Here is a 15,855-nt window from a genome sequence, read left to right as displayed (position 1 = left end):
GGCGACCCGCCGATCGGCCAGCACCCGCTCCTCCTGCACGCGAGAGGCGGTCTCGGCGCGCAGCGCCTCGGCATCCCGCTCGAGCGCGGTGACGCGCAGTCGCGCAGCCGTCGCCTCGGCACGCTGATCGTCGTCGGCCGCGCGACCGCGCTGAGAGCCGACCACGAAGCCGAGTGCTCCGGCGAGGGCGGCGGCGACCAGCGCGATGACGATGACGAGAACGGTGTCCATGCATCCGATTGTGAAGCAGGCCACCGACACTTCGACTCGCAGGCTCGCTCCGTGCGGCGCACTGCGCGGTCGCGCCTCGCAGGGGCATGATGTCTGCATGGCGACGCACGCGTGGACGACCGAACCGGCAGAACTGCTCCGAGTGCGCGAGGGCTTCGCGCTCGCCGACGTCGACGCCGACGCGCACCCCGGCTTCGCCGGCGGCAAGGGCAGCGGTACCGCGCTGCTCGAGGAGCGCGAGCAGCACCTCGACGAACTGCAGGAGCGGCTGTTCGCGGCCAGCCATGTGGGCGACGGGCACGACGCGGTGCTGCTCGTGCTGCAGGCGATGGACACCGCCGGCAAAGGCGGGATCGTGCGGCACGTCGTCGGCGGGGTCGACCCGCAGGGCGTGGACCTCGCCGCGTTCAAGGCGCCCACCGAAGAGGAGCTCGCGCACGACTTCCTCTGGCGCGTCGAGAAGCGCCTGCCGCGGCCGGGCATGATCGGCGTCTTCGATCGCTCGCACTACGAGGATGTGCTGATCGGCCGTGTGCGCGGCCTCGCCGACGAGGCCGAGATCGAGCGCCGGTACGGCGCGATCGTCGACTTCGAGCGCCGCATCGCAGCATCCGGAACCCGCATCGTCAAGGTCATGCTGCACATCTCACCCGATGAGCAGAAGGATCGGCTGATGGAGCGGCTGGACCGGCCCGACAAGCACTGGAAGTACAACCCCGGCGACGTCGACGAGCGGATGCGCTGGCACGAATACATGGATGCCTACCAGACCGTGTTCGACCGCACCTCGACACCGGATGCGCCCTGGTACGTCGTGCCGTCGAACCACAAGTGGTACGCGCGCCTGGCCGTGCAGGAGCTGCTCATCGACGCCCTGGAAGACATCGACCCGCAGTGGCCGGCCGCCGACTACGACGTCGAGGCGGAGAAGAAGCGCCTCGCCGCCGGCTAGTCAGGCCAGGGGCTTGCGAGCGCGGTGCAGCGCGACGATGCCGAACGAGAGGTTGCGGTACTCGACATCCGTCCAGCCCGCCTCGCGGATCCACGCCGCCAGTGTGCGCTGGTCGGGCCAGTCGCGGATCGACTCGTTCAGGTAGTCGTACGCGTCGCCGTTGGTGCCGGCGAGACGCGCGACCCTCGGCAGCACCTGCGCGTTGTAGAAGTTGTAGAACCCGCGGAAGAACCGGCCGGGAGGGGTCGAGAACTCGTTGATCACCATGCGCCCGCCGGGCTTGGTGACGCGCAGCAGCTCGCGCAGCGCCTTCTTCGGATCCTGCACGTTGCGCAGCCCGTACGACATGGTGACCGCGTCGAACTCCTCGTCGCCGAACGGCAGATCCGTGGCATCCGCCTCGACGAAGGTGATGTTGTGCAGGTGCCCGTGCCTGCGGCGGCCCTCCGCCAGCATGCCGGGGGAGAAGTCGGCGGCGGCGACGTGCGCTCCGCTCGCGGCGAGGGAGGCGGAGGAGGATGCCGTGCCCGCGGCCAGATCGAGGATCCGCTCGCCGCGCTTCGGCGCGACCGCGCGGGTCGTCGCCGCCCGCCACAGCGCGTCGTTGCCGAGGGTCATGACCGTGTTCGTGCGGTCGTATCCCTTCGCGACCTGGTCGAACATGCCGCTGACACGGGAGGGGCTCTTGCCGAGATCGGCGCGGTTCGGCTGCATCCTTCGATCCTAGGCGCGGGCGGCTGGACGGAGGGCGGGCATAGACTCGCCGGGTGAGTGCGAACCGCCCCGAGCCGGGAACACCGATGGTCATGGCCTGGCGCAAGTGGGACGGCTCGCCGCACTGGAACAACCACGTCGTCTACCTGGGCGCCGACGGGTGGGGCGACTGGGTCGGCCAGCCGATCGGCTGGCGCAGCCACCGACCCGGTGCCGACTTCATCGCCGAGTCGCCGAACGTCACGCTCGTGCCCCGCGATCACACCGACTTCGCGCTCACCGTGCACCGCGGGCACCCGCGCGACCTGCGCGTGTACATCGACCTGGCGTGGGGCGTGCGCTGGAGCGACGACTCTCTCCCGTCGACGGCGATCGACATGGACCTCGACGTGGTGCGCCGCCTCAACGAGCAGGGCACCTATGTCGACGACCGCGACGAGTGGGCCGAGCACAGCATCCGGTACGGCTACCCGGTCGAGGTCGTGACCCACCTCGAGGCCCGCGCCCTCGAACTCGAGCAGCAGGTGCGCGCGCAGCTCGCCCCGTTCGACGACGCCACCGCCGACCCGTGGATCGACCGCCTGATCGCCCTCGGCCTCGACCGCTGACATCCGCCGCAGGCACCCACCCCGCCTCCCGTCCGGTACGAACCGGGGGCCGACACTCCAGATGTCGGACGGGATGCGGGGAACCGGCCGACATGTGGAGTGTCGGCCCCCGAAACGTCACCACCTCCGACGTGCCGGCACCGACGCGTCACGCCCGTCGCCGCGACCGCCGCCGCCGCGCGCGACGGATAGGCTGTACGGGTGAGCAGCATCCGCCTGGTCGCCGAGACCCGCGAGATCCCACCCGTCGGGGATCTGCTGGCACACACCTCCGCCGTCCGGCCCCTGGCCTGGCTTCGTCGTGGCGAGGGGATCGTGGCCGCAGGCGACGGGATCGCCGCCGTCATCCGCGTCCCGGCGGGTGCCGGACGCCTGCGCAGCGACGTCATCGCCGACGCCTGGCGTGAGACCACCGCCCGTGCCCACATCGACGACCAGGTGCGCCTCCCGGGCACCGGGCTCGTCGGCTTCGGGGCGCTGGCCTTCGACGAGGACTCGTCATCCGACAGCGTGCTGCTCGTGCCGCAGACGGTGATCGGGCTGCGCGACGGACGCAGCTGGGTCACCCGCATCCGTCCGGCATCCGACGCGGATTTCGCTCCGACTCCCGACCCGGTCGCCTTCGGTCCGCACTGGGCGGGCCGTGTCGGACCGGGCGCGCAGACGCCGCAGGGGTATCAGGATGCCGTGCGCCGAGCGCTCGACGAGATCGCCGCCGGCGCGTACAGCAAGGTCGTGCTCGCCCGCGATCTGACCGGCACGGTGCCCGGCGACGCCGACCTGCGCCGCCTCGTGCGCGCGCTGTCGACCGGGTATCCCGACACGTGGACGTTCGCCGTCGACGGTCTCATCGGCGCGAGCCCCGAGACTCTGGTCACGTCGCACGAGCGAGTGGTCACCGCGCGGGTGCTGGCAGGCACCGCGGCTCGGGGAGCCGATCCGTCGCAGGATCACACGGCGTCCGCCGCGCTCGCCGCGAGCGGCAAAGACCTCGACGAGCACCGTTACGCGGTGCAGAGCGTTCTCGCCGCGCTCGACCCGCACACCAGCGCTCTCGAAGCCGACGCCGAGCCGTTCGTACTCGAGCTGCCCAATCTCTTCCATCTCGCGACCGACGTCGCCGGGAGCCTCAGCGACGGCGCGTCGTCGCTCGATCTGGTCGGGGCGATGCACCCCACCGCTGCTGTCGCCGGGACGCCGACGGATGCCGCGATCGCCGCGATCCGCCGCATCGAGCCGTTCGATCGGGGGCGCTACGCCGGGCCGGTCGGGTGGATCGACGCCGCCGGGGACGGCGAGTGGGCGATCGCGCTGCGCTGCGCCCAGTTCGGTGAGGCACCTCGCACGGCATCCGGTGCGAGGCGGGTCACGGCGTACGCCGGTGCGGGCATCGTCGCGGGCAGCGAACCGGAGTCGGAGCTGCTCGAGACACGCGTGAAATTCCGACCGCTCGTCGACGCGCTCGCGTGATCGTCTTCTGCCCGCCCGTCGTGCCGTCACACCCTGTCGCGAAGGTAGGGTTGAACACGTGACTTCAGGCCCCGCGACCCCGGGCACGCGACTGGCGAGCCGGCTCGGCTTCAGCGACCGCATCTTCCTCGGCCCTGGCGCGCGGCGCATCGCCTCGCGCATCGAGGCCGGTCTCGACCTGGTCGAGGCGGGCATCGCCGAAGAGGTCACGGTCGCGAACTCCATCGCGGATGCCGCAGCTCGCTACCTCTACGAGGCCGGCGGCAAGCGCATCCGGCCGGTGCTCACCCTGCTCACCGCCGAGCTCGGCGACGGCGGCACCGACGCGGTGATCGATGTGGCCAAGGCGCTCGAGCTCACGCACCTGGGCTCGCTATACCACGACGACGTCATGGACGGCGCCGACACCCGCCGGGGCGTACCCGCAGCGCACGCGGTGTGGGGCAACAACGTCGCCATCCTCACCGGAGACATCCTGTTCTCGCGCGCTAGTCAGATCATGGCCCGGTACGGCGACCGCGCGATGCGCCTGCAGGCCGACACCTTCGAGCGGCTCGTGCTCGGCCAGCTCCGCGAGACCGTGGGGGCGCAGCCGGACGATGACCCGATCGACTTCTACATCCAGGTGCTGGCCGATAAGACCGGCTCGCTGATCGCCGCGGCGACGCAGGGCGGTGCGATCTTCTCGAACGCGCCGGCCGAGTTCGAAGAGCCGCTGCGCGTCTACGGCGAGAAGGTGGGGGTGGCGTTCCAGCTGCTCGACGACGTGATCGACCTGTCGGCCGACGCCGAGGAGACCGGCAAGGTGCCCGGCACCGACCTGCGCGCCGGTGTGCCGACGATGCCGTCGCTGCTGCTGAAGACGAGCACCGCTCCTGACGACGTCGACCTCGCACGCCGCATCGATGAGGGCGTGGCGCGCATCGCCGAGGGCGCGGACCCTTCGGTGCTCGACGCGCCGCTCGCCGAGCTGCGTGACAACGACGCCACCGCCCGGACTCTGACTCTCGCCCGCACGTGGACGGCCGACGCCGTCGCCGCGCTCGCGCCGCTGCCCAAGGGCACCGTGCGCGACGCGCTGACCCGCTTCGCGGAGACACTCGCTGATCGCAGCAGCTGACGGAAGGAACCCTATGACGAAGCTCAAGCTGGCCATCGTCGGGGCGGGACCGGCAGGCATCTACGCCGCCGACCTCCTGCTCAAGGCGGAGCGCAGGTTCGATGTCTCCATCGATCTGTTCGAGCAGCTGCCCGCACCGTACGGGCTGGTCCGCTACGGTGTGGCACCCGACCATCCGCGGATCAAGGGGATCATCACCGCGTTGCGCGACGTGCTCGACCGCGGCGACATCCGCCTGTTCGGCAACGTGCGCTTCGGCACCGACATCACGATCGACGACCTCAAGCGCCACTACAACGCCGTGATCTTCGCCACCGGCGCCGTGCGCGACTCGTCGCTCGACATCCCCGGCATCGACGCCGACCACTCGTTCGGCGCCGCCGAGTACGTGAGCTGGTTCGACGGGCATCCGGATGTCCCCCGCGAGTGGAGTCTGGATGCCGAGTCGGTCGGCGTCATCGGCAACGGCAACGTCGCGCTCGACGTCGCGCGCATGCTCGCCAAGCACGCCGATGACCTGCTGGTCACCGAGGTGCCGGACAACGTCTACCAGGGCCTGAAGGCCAGCCGCATCACCGACGTGCACGTGTTTGGGCGTCGTGGCCCCGCGCAGGTGAAGTTCACCCCGCTCGAGCTGCGCGAGCTGGGGGAGCTGCGCGACGTCGACATGGTGGTGTACGACGAGGACTTCGACTACGACGAGGCCTCGCGTCAGGCCGTCACCAGCAACAAGCAGGTCATGGTGATGGATCGCGTCATGCAGTCGTGGCGCAAGCTCGACTCCGCGAACAACGCCGGCGGCACGGCATCCCGCCGTCTGCACCTGCACTTCTGGGCCCGCCCGGTCGAGGTGAAGACGGATGAGAACGGCCGCGTCGCGGCGCTCGTCTACGAGCGAACCGAGTCCGACGGCGCCGGCGGCGCGATCGGCACCGGCGAGCTGCGCGAAGTGCCGATGCAGGCGCTGTACCGCGCGATCGGCTACTTCGGCTCGCCGCTGCCCGGTGTGCCGTTCGACAAGAAGCACGGTGTGATCCCCAACCGCGAGGGTCAGGTGCTCGAGACGAAGTCGAACCAGCGGGTGCCCGGCATCTACGCCACCGGCTGGATCAAGCGCGGTCCGGTCGGCCTGATCGGCCACACCAAGTCGGATGCCATGGAGACCGTGCGTCACCTCATCAACGACCAGGGCTCGTGGTGGCAGCCGGAGGATCCCTCCGACGAGGCTATTCCGGCGCTGCTCGCCGAGCGTGGCGTGGCCTGGACCGACCTCGACGGCTGGCACCGTCTGGATGCGCACGAGATCGAGCTCGGCGCTCCGCATGAGCGTGCTCGCGTGAAGCTCGTGCCTCGCGACGAGATGGTGCGCGTCTCGCGCGGCGAGTGAGCTCGCGCGCCCGCTAGGTTGAAGGCATGGCCGAGTGGGTTCCCGATGTCCTCGGTGAGGGCTTCCAGCAGCTCACGCTGCCGCTGGGAGACGACGTCGAGGGCCAGATCGTCGCGACCGTCGTGCGGGCGCTGCCCGAACCCGTCCCGTGGTGGCGGCCGGGTGGCGATCGCCGACCGCTCGCCGACGTCGACGTGCTCTACGTGCACGGCTGGTCGGACTACTTCTTCCAGAAGCGGCTCGCCCGATTCTGGACCGATCGCGGTGCGCGGTTCTTCGCACTCGACCTGCGCAAGTACGGCCGCAGCCTGCGGCCGGGCCAGACACCGGGATACGTGACAGATCTCGCGGAGTACGACGCCGACATCGCGGCGGCGCTGACGGCCAGGGGGGATGCCGGGGGGCGGCGTCTCGTGCTGCTCGGCCACTCCACCGGCGGGCTGATTCTCAGTCTCTGGGCTTCGCGGCATCCGGGAAAGGTCGACGCGGTGGTGCTCAACGCCCCGTGGCTGGAATTCCAGCTCGGTGCGGCGCGGGCGGCGATCACCCCGATGGTCGAGCTGCAGGCGCGGCTGCGCCCGATGGACGCGGCCCCTCAGGTCGACCTCGGCTTCTACACGCGGGCGCAGCGCGAGGTGGCCGACCCCGACGATCCGGTCGACGTGAACCCCGAATGGCGGCCGGAGCAGGCGATGACCGTGCACGCCGCCTGGCTGAGCGCGGTGCTCGCCGGGCACGCCGCCGTGTCACGGGGGCTCGACATCGAGGTGCCGATCTGCGTGCTGCTCTCGGCGCGATCAGCCCTGCCCACGCGATGGTCGGACGAGCTGACCTCGGCCGACAGCGTGCTCGTCGTGGACGACATCGCCCGAGCCGCTCTCAAGCTCGGTCGCTCGGTGACCGTCGAGCGGCTCGATGGAGCGCTACACGACGTCTTCCTGTCGCGCCGTGATGTGCGCACCGAGGCGTACGCGCGCCTCGACCGCTGGGCGCGCGGCTGGGCGCTCACCTCCGTCAGGTGATCCAGTACATCTGCCGGCATGCCCGCTCTGCGGCATCCGCATCGCCGCGTCGGAACGCGTCTTCCAGATCGGCGCACGCGCTGATCACCGACGGACGTCGCTCGACGGGCACCTCGTGCGTCTTCAGGGCGCGGGCGAGCGCGAGGGCGACCTCGTCGATCAGCGCCTGCTGCAGCGCGTTGCCCGAGCGCGCGGCCAGATACTCGATCAGAGCACGGCGCGCGCTCGCGGTCGCGGCGGTGTCCGACACATCGGCGGCCACGGCGCGAGTGAGTCGACAGACCGCCTTCACCTCGCCCGGTGTCAGGAGCGGGCAGGCGAGGCGCGCGGTGATGCTTGCCTGCAGCCCGGCGAAGACGTGCGCCGTCTCGACCTGATCGGACGTGATCGATGAGACCTCGGTGTACCTGCTCGGGTACATCGTGACCATACCGATCCGCTCCAGCCGCTGCAGCGCCTCGCGCACCGGGGTGCGCGACACCGACAGCTCGACGGCCAGCTCGCTGTCGCGGATCCGCGCTCCCGGAGCGAGCTCGCCGCTGACGATCCGCTCACCGATCAGGTGGAACAGCCCTTCGGCGAGCAGCTGCTTCTTCGCCGCGAGATCCGATCTCTGCGGTCGTTCGACGTCGACCATGTGTCTCTCCCCAATACGCCTGACGGCGTCCCCCGGGTTGCCCCATACAACCCATACACCGGCATTCTAGCCAGGGGGTGCGACACGGCGCCCTCGCCACCGCCTGCTGAGCGGCAGGAGGGATGCGTCGCGTCAACCTGGTGGACGCGTCATGGAGGATCTCGGCGACGCGTCGTGGAGGACCTCGGCGACGCGTCGCAGACGGCCGCCGGCGACACGTCGCGCCCAGCAGCTCGACTCTTCGAGGTGCTCACGTATCACGTTCTTCGCCGGGCATGATGGGTGCCATGCCTGCTCAGCGCCAAACAGCCATGCCCAAGGGGTGTGCGACACTCATCGCTGTGGTCGTCATGCTCGTGGCGATCGCTGTCGTCGGAGTGTTCGTGAACTCTGCCCAGCGCGCCGAGTGGGAAGCGCAGTCCGGGACATCGCTCGTTGCCCTTTGAGGGATGGTCGAGGTTGACGAGTGGGCGATCACCGCCGCGGAGTTGGAGACGAACGCTGAGTACCACACGACTTCGCTCGTAGTCGCGCTGGTCGGCAAGCCTCAACCGGGTATTGGCGGCCTTCCCAGGCTCAACCCTGCGATCGTCGTCTCCGTGGGTGGAACGACGTGCGAACGCCGCCAGGGGCGCCTCTACTCTGAGACACTGACTCTGGCCTGCCGGGCGTTCCTGCCAGTCGAGCGGATCCGCGAAATCGAGTCCGTTACCGTCGAGTACCTCGGCTGGCCGTACTGATCACGCGGCCGGGGATATCGTGTCGCCTATGACCTTCGAATGGGTGCCCGACGTAGTCGTTCCCGTCGGCCTGGGGTTGGTGTCCGCCTTCGGTGCGACGGCGTACACCAACCGACTCGTGACGAGGCGGGAGGAGCGCAACGCTGACGAGATCGCAGAGGCAGCCATCAGGGCCTATGCCAACGCCCTCGGCAACTACTCGAACTACCTCGAAGAAGTCGCGATCGCAGGTGCCTTCTGGGATCCCACCAAAACGCTCATGGAGACGGGCAGCGCCGACAAGATCCGAGCGGCATGGGTAGCGGCGCAGCCCTACTTCCACCGGCTGCAGCTCCACGAGGGGGAGCGAGCCGCGACGTCGCAGAGCTTTCCCGACCCCGGCGACGATGCGATGGAGGGATCCGAGAACTTCTACAAGCGCGCGCAGCTCGTGCGCAAAGTGCTCCATCGGGGCCTGCGGCCGCGCGTCGCGACGAGAAGACGGCCGCTGCGATCTAGGCGACCACGATTCGACGCTGGCACACTGGGCGAATGACCCTCTCCGACATCATCCAGCTGCTGGCCGTCCTCGCTGCCGTGGGTGCATCGATTGTTGCCCTCGTGGTGTCGGGGAAGGATAGAGCGAACGCCCAGAAGATCGCAGAAGCGGACCGGGCGGCAGCAGCGGAAGTAGCTATGCAGGATCGCTGTGAAGCACTGCGACAGGCACATCTGATGTTCGAACTGCAAACACTCACCCGGCTGCTAGAGAACCTGAATCGAGGTGGATCGACGGTTCCGGAAGAGGTCAAACGATTGGGAGCCGAGGCACTCACGTTGATCGGTGCCCTAGGGCCGGAGCGCCTTCCGACCCTGTGGGAGGAGCGCGTCGGAGACGACGGGCGATTGCGCACAGCGTACGAAGATCCAGAGATGCCCCAGTTCAAGAAGGATGCTCTCGAGTCTCAGCTAGCGGTCAACGCCGTGTTGCGTGAGATTCGTGAGGCCCTGCAGCGATAGCCGCACCGTTGGGCGGTCCGGCGGCTCGCTGTGCCCTTCGAGATCCGGAGGTGCTCCGCTGTTCAGCCGGTTCGGCCGGCGCCTCTTCACGCGGCGTCTTCGACTCAGACCTGATGTCTGCCCAGTCGATCGCGCTCTTCCATTCTTCCAGCTCTCGAACTAGGCCGAATGGGAGCGTCGACGTCATTATCCGACCATCTGGGTCGTCGTACAGGGCGAGGTGCGTGTCGCCGTGCTCGTCGAAGAAGCTCCTGACTAGCTGGTACTGCTGCGCCCATTCGGTCGGCCACTTGCCCCCGATGTGCGCTTCGAGCTCACGCGCCAGGTACGAGACATTCATGGGGGTGTGCTCAGACGTCCACAGGATCGACAGGGTGACGCTTCGAGCGATGACCGCTCGCGCTGGGATTCGCGCGGCGCCTCCGATCGCAGTGTTCGTGTCATCGCGGATCGCCCATCGGAGCCGCAGCGAGGAACGTCGCGGACGGCGCCGGCCAGCAACTTGAGCGTGCGCACGCAGCTTGATGACACCATGTCGATTCGGGCGGCTGCGTTGAACGATGCCCCAGTAGTCGACCAGAAGATGCACCATGTCTGCTGGCTCGATTCGGAACCGGTCGCCCGCAGAGAACTTCTCCTCATCCGCCTGCTGGGGCAGGAGGGGACGCGGGGTCGCCGAGTGCTTCACTCGCGGCATCCACCACTTCGGTCGGGCTCCCTTCCACGAGAACCCCACGTCGTAAACCGTCATGGGGTGTCGCCCCACGTTCTCAAGGACAATCTCCGCGACTTCGACTACGTCACCGAACGCTGGCACCGAGCGCGGGCGATCGCCGTCGTTCGTTGGAATCGGCCAGGCGCCCTTGTTGTAGGTGGTGGTTGGGCCGAATGAAACATCGAACAAGACGGCCCGTAGGCGGATTCGTGCGCGCGGTCCGTCGAGGTAGCGAAGCACAACGGAGACGAGCAACCCGATCACGGATAGCGCTAGCGCAATCCAGGCCGCGACATCCGCGGGCGCGACCCCGGCGACTGAAGGCGCATGGGTCGGCATGATTGGAGCGTAGCGCCGCAGATGGAACCCGTGGGGAACGACCTGCCTACGGTGCGGGGGACTTCACTAGCGCGCCATCGACGGAACGGCGGTGCCAGACGGCATCTACAACTACGGGTACCGCGATCGGAGACGGTGCGGATTGATGCGCACGGATGCGCGGGATCTCCACGGCGCGTGGTCCCAGTAGACTCCGGCCCATGTGGTGGCGATGGGACGGCTGGCCGACAGCCGCAGAGTGGCAGGCATGGTGGGCGTTCGGTGGCGTCCTGGTGGCAGCCGTGCTCCTGTACGTGGCGTGGAAGCAACTCGGTGGACTTGCGGAGTCGAACAGGGAGCTGAAGAGGTCCAACGAGTTGCTCACAGCGTCCAACAAGGAGATCTCTCGTCCCGTCGTGATTATTGAGTATGCGCTCGAACGACATGCTCAACGTGACTACTCGAACTCGAGCGGCGACTCAACCGTGTACGTCGTTGTGCGGAACGTGGGGGCTTCGCCAGCCCGCGATGTTCGCCTCACCGGCTCGCCGGCCTTCCAGCGTGCGGGAGGGCGGGTTACGCAGGATTCCATCGATGCACTCAACGACCTGTTCTCAGGAGCCCGTCCCATAAAGATGCTGACGCCGGGTCAAGAGCTCAAGTACGCATTCGACGATGCCCGTGCCGCCCTCAGCAATGCAGCCGTGCCGGCCGAGTACACCGTTGCGGCGATCTACACGGATCTGCAGCGCACGGAGTCATATGCGGACGAGTTCGTTCTCGAGTTGTCTCCGTGGGGACCCTCCGTTGCTGAGGTGGCACCAATGAAACGGCTCTCGAAGGACATCCAGTTCGTTGCGCAGAGCCTTCGCGACCGAAGCCAAGGTCTCCCGGGGATAGTCGCCACGATCGAGGATCTCAAGCCAGCGCCACCAGCACCGACACGACCACGAATACCTGGACGTCCGACCGTGTCTGGTCGCGCACTGCATCGCCGCCGTTAGGAGCATCTCCTTGCCGTACGTGTGTACGCGCGTAGGTGTGGCCGATCGCGCCGGGCCGGTGACGCCGCACAGTACGGGACGATACGGTCGCCGAGCGTTCTAGCGGTTGCGGCGCGGAACAGATCGTCTCGCTCGCCGAGACGGGGTTCTTCGTCGCGGGTGATCTCAGCCTGCAACTCGGCCGTCATGGAGAGGGATTGCGCTGGAAAGTCCACCACGGTAGCTGGGTGTCGAGATGGCCTTGCGGTGTTACCAACTGGAAAGTGGAAAATCCCTGGGGAGAGATCGGCCCTATGCCTCCGGGAGGGCCGAGGACGCGGGGGAGGGGGGTGCACCCCCCGCCCGCCCGGGATTAGCGAAGGGCGTGTGCAGCTCGACGTGGACGGCGAGGCGGCTGCGGCTATCCGCTACCGGTAGTTGATGAACTGCAGGTCGATGTCGAGGTCGCTGCCCTTGAGCAGCGCGATCACGGCCTGCAGGTCGTCGCGGCTCTTGGACTGCACGCGCAGCTCGTCGCCTTGGATCTGGCTCTTCACGCCCTTCGGGCCCTCGTCGCGGATGATCTTGCCGATCTTCTTCGCGTTCTCGCTCGAGATGCCGTCCTTGAGGCTCGAGGTGAGGCGGTACTCCTTGCCGCTCGCGACCGGCTCACCCGATTCGAGGCTCTTCAGCGAGATGCCGCGCTTGATCAGCTTCGACTGGAACACGTCGAGCACGGCGTTCACGCGCTCCTCCGAGTTGGCGACGATCACGATCTGCTCGCCGCTCCACGAGATCGAGGCGCCGGTGCCCTTGAAGTCGTAGCGCTGCTCGATCTCCTTGCGCGCCTGGTTGAGAGCGTTGTCCGCCTCCTGGTGGTCAACCTTGGAGACGATGTCGAACGAAGAGTCAGCCATGACTACCACCATAGAGCGTCGGTCGCACAGGCTGGCGGCGCTGCATCACTTGTCCTTCTTGCCGTTCCCCTTGCCGTCGCCCTGGCCGTGAGAAGAGTCGCTCTTGCCGGCGGCCTTGCCGGAGTTCGTCTCGGGTGAGCTTCCCGAGTTGTTCCCCGGGCCGGCATTCGGGTTGCCGCTCGGGTCGTCCGCCGTCGCGTTGTCCGCCGTCGTGCTGCCCGCGGTCTGCACCTCGGACGGGTCGGGCTCGGCCTGCTGCACCTGTTGGACAGGTGTCTCGGCGATCGGCGTGGTGACCGGCTGATCGGCATCCGGAGCAGCGGGCGTCTCCGCGACCTGCGCGGGGGTGACCGTCGGCGTCGGCGAGCCCGCCGGCCAGGCCATCCACCCGCCCGCGAGCATGACCGCCGCCGCGGCAGCGGCGGCGAACGCGCCCATCGTCCGACGACGCAGGGGCCGACGCTCCTGAACGTCGGGAGTCGTCGCCGACGCGATCTTCGGCGCCACCGGAGTGGCGATGGAGACCGCCGGCAGCGCCTTCGTCGTTCCGGTGACGTCGTGCGGCACTCCGGTCGTGTCGTCACGGGCATCCGCCGACATCACCGACACCTCGTGCACGACCTCGGCCGCCGTCGGGCGCTGGTCGGGCTCGCTGTGGGTCATCCGGCGCAGCAGGTGCACCCACTCGGTGCCGAGCTGCTCCGGGATGCTCGGTTCGCTGACCAGCCGGGCGAGCGCGGTCTGCACGTCGCGAGTGCGCGGGAAGGCGGGCTCGCCGGTGAGCGACTCGAGCAGCACCAGGCCGAGCGAGTAGATGTCGGCGGCAGGCGTGATCGGATCAGCCCGCACCTGCTCGGGCGCCATGTACGCGGCTGTGCCGATCGCGATCCCCGGTGAGGTGCGCCTCGCCTCGTCGGGGTGGAAGGCGATTCCGAAGTCGGTGAGCTTGGCGTTCCAGCCTGCATCGCCGTCGGCACGCGCGAGCAGCACGTTCGACGGCTTCACGTCGCGGTGCACGATGTCACGCTGGTGCACGACCCGCAATGCGTCGGCGAGGTCGCGGCCGATCGCGGCCGCCTCGCGACGGCTGAGCGGACCCTGCATGAGATGGGTGGCGAGCGTCGGGCCGTCGATGAACTCCATCACCAGATAGCGGGGGTGGGGCAGATCGAGCTTGGCGTCGTAGAGGGCGACGAGCGAGGGATGCGAGAGGGATGCCAGCAGCGCCGTCTCACTGTGCACCCGCTCGGATTCCAGCGGCATCTCGTCGTCGGCGCGCAGCAGCTTGATCGCGACGGTGCGCCGCAGCAGCATGTCCTGGGCGCGATAGACCATCGCGGTGCCACCCTTGCCCACGCATCCGTCGAGTCGGTACCGCCCGTCGAGGAGGGGAGCGGTGGCCTCATCGTCGATCGTGTCCATCGGCAACTCCGCAATCCGTCACGACTCGGGCGCCGTGACCCTGCTCACGCTAGGCGCCGCGCGCGCGGTCGTCTTGCGCCTTGACGACGGTGTCCGAACGTGCAACAGGCGGGGGGAGCGGGCCGCCGCCTCCTGCGTCAGTCAGCCGAGCCGTGCTGCCTGAGTCTCATGCCGGGGAGCGGCCACGCAGCCGTCGCAGCAGCCACAGCCCGCACGCGGGGAACATCACGAAAGCGACCAGGATGCTCGAGTGCCAGGCGGTGAACACGAACGGCACGAGTGGGTTCAGCTCTTCGCCGCTGGCAGCAGGCGCGCTGAGCCAGTTGGTCAACGTCGAGACGCCGGCGATCAGGGCGAAGGTGGCGAACGGCAGCAGCACGGCGATGAGCTTCTCGTACGTCCGCCACAGGCCGCAGGTGAGCACCATCCCCACCCCGGCGAACCACCCGGCGAAGGGAACGACGAAGCCGCCGACCCCGAGCACGATCGCGGCAGCGACGGCGTAGCCGCGGGAACGCGTGAGCGAGGGGCGCGTCGTGGGGACGGCGGCGATGATCGGCGCGACGGGACTCGGCGTCCCGGCATCAATCGCCTCGCGCGCGATCTCCGCAGGATCCCCGAGCTGGGCGATTCTGCGGGCCGCGGCGTCCGGGGCGAGGCCAGCAAGCTCCTCGGCAATGCCGTTGCGGATCTCGGAGGCGATGCCGTGCGGCACGTCGCGGAGGGCCGCGTCGAGACGCTCGAGGTAGTCGGCGGCTGTGGTCATGAAGGTCGTTCCTCTCTGACGAGCGACGAGACGGTGCGAGCGAAGGGTGCCCACTGCGCCCGGAAGAGCGCCAGCTGAGCGACGCCGGTATGTGTCAGCCGGTAATAGCGGCGCACCGGCCCCGTGTCGGAGGGCTGGTCGAATGTCGACACCCAGCCGTTCTCGCGCAGTCGCGCAAGAAGCGGATAGAGGGTTCCGATGCTGGCGATCAGTCCCGCCTCGGTGAGCGACTCCGCGAGCTGCCAGCCGTACATCGGCTCGCGAGCGAGCAGCCCGAGCACGCAGTACTCGACGACGCCTTTGCGCATCTGCGCCCCGACGTCGACTGTCATGCATGGCAAGCTAGCATGCGAGACAAGACACGCGGGCCTACGGCGAGGGATGCTCGTCTCGGGCCCGTCCTCGGCATACGGTGAGGGCATGGCAGCACGGGTCGGAGGGCGCAACCTGGCGATCACGTGGATCGTCGGCTTTCTGTGCGCCGGGATCGTGGGCGCGCTGGTGTGGCTGTCGTTGCCGGCGGGGCCCGGACTGCTCTACATGGTGGGGCAGCTGCTCGATGGCACAGTTCCCTGACAGCACAGTGCCCTGACAGCAGTGCCCTGAGCGACGAGCCGCGCGACGTGACATCGCGGAGATATCGGCACGCCTTCGCGGTGTGAAACGTGCGGGGAGTTAGCCTCGGGGTGCATCTACGACGAGAGGCGAACCCATGAGTGACCCCGAGGTTCCGAAGAACGAGCAGCACCACGACGTCGACGACGTCGTGGGCAGCGCCAACGAGGGACTCGACGCCGCTGCCGCTGCACGCGCGGATGTGCCGAGCGCGGATGCTGCGGCGACGCCCGCCGACC

19 protein-coding genes are annotated in these 15,855 nt (G+C 68.7%); 11 read left to right on the top strand and 8 right to left on the bottom strand.

The window, feature by feature from the left end; translation table 11 throughout:
- A partial coding sequence (locus RT309_RS07385) for a hypothetical protein (RefSeq protein WP_313356218.1) occupies positions 1 to 231 on the bottom strand: 231 nt, incomplete at its 3' end.
- Positions 232 to 328: 97 nt separating this feature from the next.
- Here RT309_RS07385 and RT309_RS07380 point away from each other — a divergent pair.
- On the top strand, positions 329 to 1,183 hold the full coding sequence (locus RT309_RS07380; protein WP_313356217.1) for a polyphosphate kinase 2 family protein: 855 nt from the start codon (positions 329 to 331) through the stop codon (positions 1,181 to 1,183).
- On the opposite strand, the gene ubiE is transcribed toward RT309_RS07380, so the two are convergent.
- Positions 1,184 to 1,897 carry a bifunctional demethylmenaquinone methyltransferase/2-methoxy-6-polyprenyl-1,4-benzoquinol methylase UbiE gene (gene ubiE / locus RT309_RS07375; RefSeq protein ID WP_313356216.1) on the bottom strand — a complete coding sequence of 238 codons (714 nt, stop codon included), beginning with the start codon at positions 1,895 to 1,897 and terminating at the stop codon, positions 1,184 to 1,186.
- A 53-nt stretch (positions 1,898 to 1,950) separates the two neighbouring features.
- Between ubiE and RT309_RS07370 the strand changes: the two genes are divergently transcribed.
- The 5 genes from RT309_RS07370 (at position 1,951) to RT309_RS07350 (ending at position 7,504) form a co-directional block, all read left to right on the top strand.
- Positions 1,951 to 2,505: a DUF402 domain-containing protein gene (locus RT309_RS07370; RefSeq protein WP_313356215.1), complete on the top strand. Its 555-nt coding sequence runs from the start codon at positions 1,951 to 1,953 to the stop codon at positions 2,503 to 2,505.
- A gap of 201 nt (positions 2,506 to 2,706) precedes the next feature.
- On the top strand, positions 2,707 to 3,975 hold the full coding sequence (locus tag RT309_RS07365; protein WP_313356214.1) for an isochorismate synthase: 1,269 nt from the start codon (positions 2,707 to 2,709) through the stop codon (positions 3,973 to 3,975).
- 58 nt (positions 3,976 to 4,033) lie between these two features.
- Entirely contained in the window at positions 4,034 to 5,095 is a 1,062-nt protein-coding gene (locus tag RT309_RS07360) for a polyprenyl synthetase family protein (protein ID WP_313356213.1), read from the top strand.
- Positions 5,096 to 5,108: 13 nt separating this feature from the next.
- Positions 5,109 to 6,482 carry an FAD-dependent oxidoreductase gene (locus RT309_RS07355; RefSeq protein ID WP_313356212.1) on the top strand — a complete coding sequence of 458 codons (1,374 nt, stop codon included), beginning with the start codon at positions 5,109 to 5,111 and terminating at the stop codon, positions 6,480 to 6,482.
- 26 nt (positions 6,483 to 6,508) lie between these two features.
- Positions 6,509 to 7,504: an alpha/beta hydrolase gene (locus RT309_RS07350; RefSeq protein WP_313356211.1), complete on the top strand. Its 996-nt coding sequence runs from the start codon at positions 6,509 to 6,511 to the stop codon at positions 7,502 to 7,504.
- Here RT309_RS07350 and RT309_RS07345 read toward each other — a convergent pair.
- Entirely contained in the window at positions 7,497 to 8,141 is a 645-nt protein-coding gene (locus RT309_RS07345; protein ID WP_313356210.1) for a GntR family transcriptional regulator, read from the bottom strand. The two genes, RT309_RS07350 and RT309_RS07345, sit on opposite strands and share 8 nt — an antisense overlap.
- Positions 8,142 to 8,590: 449 nt before the next feature.
- On the opposite strand from RT309_RS07345, the gene RT309_RS07340 reads away from it, so the two are divergent.
- The 3 genes from RT309_RS07340 to RT309_RS07330 are packed head-to-tail and all read left to right on the top strand — an operon-like array spanning position 8,591 to position 9,880.
- The gene (locus RT309_RS07340) at positions 8,591 to 8,881 is read left to right on the top strand and encodes a hypothetical protein (RefSeq protein ID WP_313356209.1); all 291 of its coding nucleotides are present in this window, start codon (positions 8,591 to 8,593) and stop codon (positions 8,879 to 8,881) included.
- A gap of 28 nt (positions 8,882 to 8,909) precedes the next feature.
- On the top strand, positions 8,910 to 9,416 hold the full coding sequence (locus RT309_RS07335) for a hypothetical protein (RefSeq protein WP_313356208.1): 507 nt from the start codon (positions 8,910 to 8,912) through the stop codon (positions 9,414 to 9,416).
- Positions 9,413 to 9,880 (top strand): hypothetical protein, encoded by a 468-nt coding sequence (locus RT309_RS07330; protein ID WP_313356207.1) that lies wholly within the window; start codon positions 9,413 to 9,415, stop codon positions 9,878 to 9,880. Before RT309_RS07335 ends, RT309_RS07330 begins: the two co-directional genes overlap by 4 nt.
- On the opposite strand, the gene RT309_RS07325 is transcribed toward RT309_RS07330, so the two are convergent.
- On the bottom strand, positions 9,837 to 10,934 hold the full coding sequence (locus RT309_RS07325; protein WP_313356206.1) for a hypothetical protein: 1,098 nt from the start codon (positions 10,932 to 10,934) through the stop codon (positions 9,837 to 9,839). The two genes, RT309_RS07330 and RT309_RS07325, sit on opposite strands and share 44 nt — an antisense overlap.
- Positions 10,935 to 11,134: 200 nt before the next feature.
- Here RT309_RS07325 and RT309_RS07320 point away from each other — a divergent pair, with 200 nt between their 5' ends.
- Positions 11,135 to 11,917 (top strand): hypothetical protein, encoded by a 783-nt coding sequence (locus RT309_RS07320; protein ID WP_313356205.1) that lies wholly within the window; start codon positions 11,135 to 11,137, stop codon positions 11,915 to 11,917.
- Positions 11,918 to 12,324: 407 nt separating this feature from the next.
- Here the strand turns inward: RT309_RS07320 and RT309_RS07315 are convergent, their stop codons facing one another.
- The 4 genes from RT309_RS07315 to RT309_RS07300 all read right to left on the bottom strand — a co-directional run bounded on the left by RT309_RS07315 (position 12,325) and on the right by RT309_RS07300 (position 15,333).
- On the bottom strand, positions 12,325 to 12,813 hold the full coding sequence (locus RT309_RS07315; RefSeq protein WP_313356204.1) for a YajQ family cyclic di-GMP-binding protein: 489 nt from the start codon (positions 12,811 to 12,813) through the stop codon (positions 12,325 to 12,327).
- Positions 12,814 to 12,858: 45 nt separating this feature from the next.
- Positions 12,859 to 14,235, bottom strand: a complete 1,377-nt coding sequence (locus RT309_RS07310) for a protein kinase domain-containing protein (protein WP_313356203.1) — start codon at positions 14,233 to 14,235, stop codon at positions 12,859 to 12,861.
- Positions 14,236 to 14,401: 166 nt separating this feature from the next.
- The gene (locus RT309_RS07305) at positions 14,402 to 15,001 is read right to left on the bottom strand and encodes an HAAS signaling domain-containing protein (RefSeq protein ID WP_313356202.1); all 600 of its coding nucleotides are present in this window, start codon (positions 14,999 to 15,001) and stop codon (positions 14,402 to 14,404) included.
- Positions 14,998 to 15,333 carry a PadR family transcriptional regulator gene (locus tag RT309_RS07300; RefSeq protein WP_313356201.1) on the bottom strand — a complete coding sequence of 112 codons (336 nt, stop codon included), beginning with the start codon at positions 15,331 to 15,333 and terminating at the stop codon, positions 14,998 to 15,000. Before RT309_RS07300 ends, RT309_RS07305 begins: the two co-directional genes overlap by 4 nt.
- A gap of 88 nt (positions 15,334 to 15,421) precedes the next feature.
- On the opposite strand from RT309_RS07300, the gene RT309_RS07295 reads away from it, so the two are divergent.
- Positions 15,422 to 15,577: a hypothetical protein gene (locus RT309_RS07295; protein ID WP_313356200.1), complete on the top strand. Its 156-nt coding sequence runs from the start codon at positions 15,422 to 15,424 to the stop codon at positions 15,575 to 15,577.
- Positions 15,578 to 15,855: the final 278 nt, after the last annotated feature.

Source organism: Microbacterium sp. (assembly GCF_032084865.1).
GTDB lineage: Bacteria > Actinomycetota > Actinomycetes > Actinomycetales > Microbacteriaceae > Microbacterium.
This window is presented reverse-complemented; position numbering and strand designations above follow the sequence as displayed.

What these genes read in the sequence shown, in the direction of transcription:
- RT309_RS07380 (WP_313356217.1), top strand. Translation starts at nt 329, where the DNA reads ATGGCGACGCACGCGTGGACGACCGAACCGGCAGAACTGCTCCGAGTG.
- ubiE (WP_313356216.1), bottom strand. Translation starts at nt 1,897, where the DNA reads ATGCAGCCGAACCGCGCCGATCTCGGCAAGAGCCCCTCCCGTGTCAGC.
- RT309_RS07355 (WP_313356212.1), top strand. Translation starts at nt 5,109, where the DNA reads ATGACGAAGCTCAAGCTGGCCATCGTCGGGGCGGGACCGGCAGGCATC.
- RT309_RS07350 (WP_313356211.1), top strand. Translation starts at nt 6,509, where the DNA reads ATGGCCGAGTGGGTTCCCGATGTCCTCGGTGAGGGCTTCCAGCAGCTC.
- RT309_RS07345 (WP_313356210.1), bottom strand. Translation starts at nt 8,141, where the DNA reads ATGGTCGACGTCGAACGACCGCAGAGATCGGATCTCGCGGCGAAGAAG.
- RT309_RS07340 (WP_313356209.1), top strand. Translation starts at nt 8,591, where the DNA reads ATGGTCGAGGTTGACGAGTGGGCGATCACCGCCGCGGAGTTGGAGACG.
- RT309_RS07335 (WP_313356208.1), top strand. Translation starts at nt 8,910, where the DNA reads ATGACCTTCGAATGGGTGCCCGACGTAGTCGTTCCCGTCGGCCTGGGG.
- RT309_RS07330 (WP_313356207.1), top strand. Translation starts at nt 9,413, where the DNA reads ATGACCCTCTCCGACATCATCCAGCTGCTGGCCGTCCTCGCTGCCGTG.
- RT309_RS07325 (WP_313356206.1), bottom strand. Translation starts at nt 10,934, where the DNA reads ATGCCGACCCATGCGCCTTCAGTCGCCGGGGTCGCGCCCGCGGATGTC.
- RT309_RS07320 (WP_313356205.1), top strand. Translation starts at nt 11,135, where the DNA reads ATGTGGTGGCGATGGGACGGCTGGCCGACAGCCGCAGAGTGGCAGGCA.
- RT309_RS07315 (WP_313356204.1), bottom strand. Translation starts at nt 12,813, where the DNA reads ATGGCTGACTCTTCGTTCGACATCGTCTCCAAGGTTGACCACCAGGAG.
- RT309_RS07310 (WP_313356203.1), bottom strand. Translation starts at nt 14,235, where the DNA reads ATGGACACGATCGACGATGAGGCCACCGCTCCCCTCCTCGACGGGCGG.
- RT309_RS07305 (WP_313356202.1), bottom strand. Translation starts at nt 15,001, where the DNA reads ATGACCACAGCCGCCGACTACCTCGAGCGTCTCGACGCGGCCCTCCGC.
- RT309_RS07300 (WP_313356201.1), bottom strand. Translation starts at nt 15,333, where the DNA reads ATGACAGTCGACGTCGGGGCGCAGATGCGCAAAGGCGTCGTCGAGTAC.
- RT309_RS07295 (WP_313356200.1), top strand. Translation starts at nt 15,422, where the DNA reads ATGGCAGCACGGGTCGGAGGGCGCAACCTGGCGATCACGTGGATCGTC.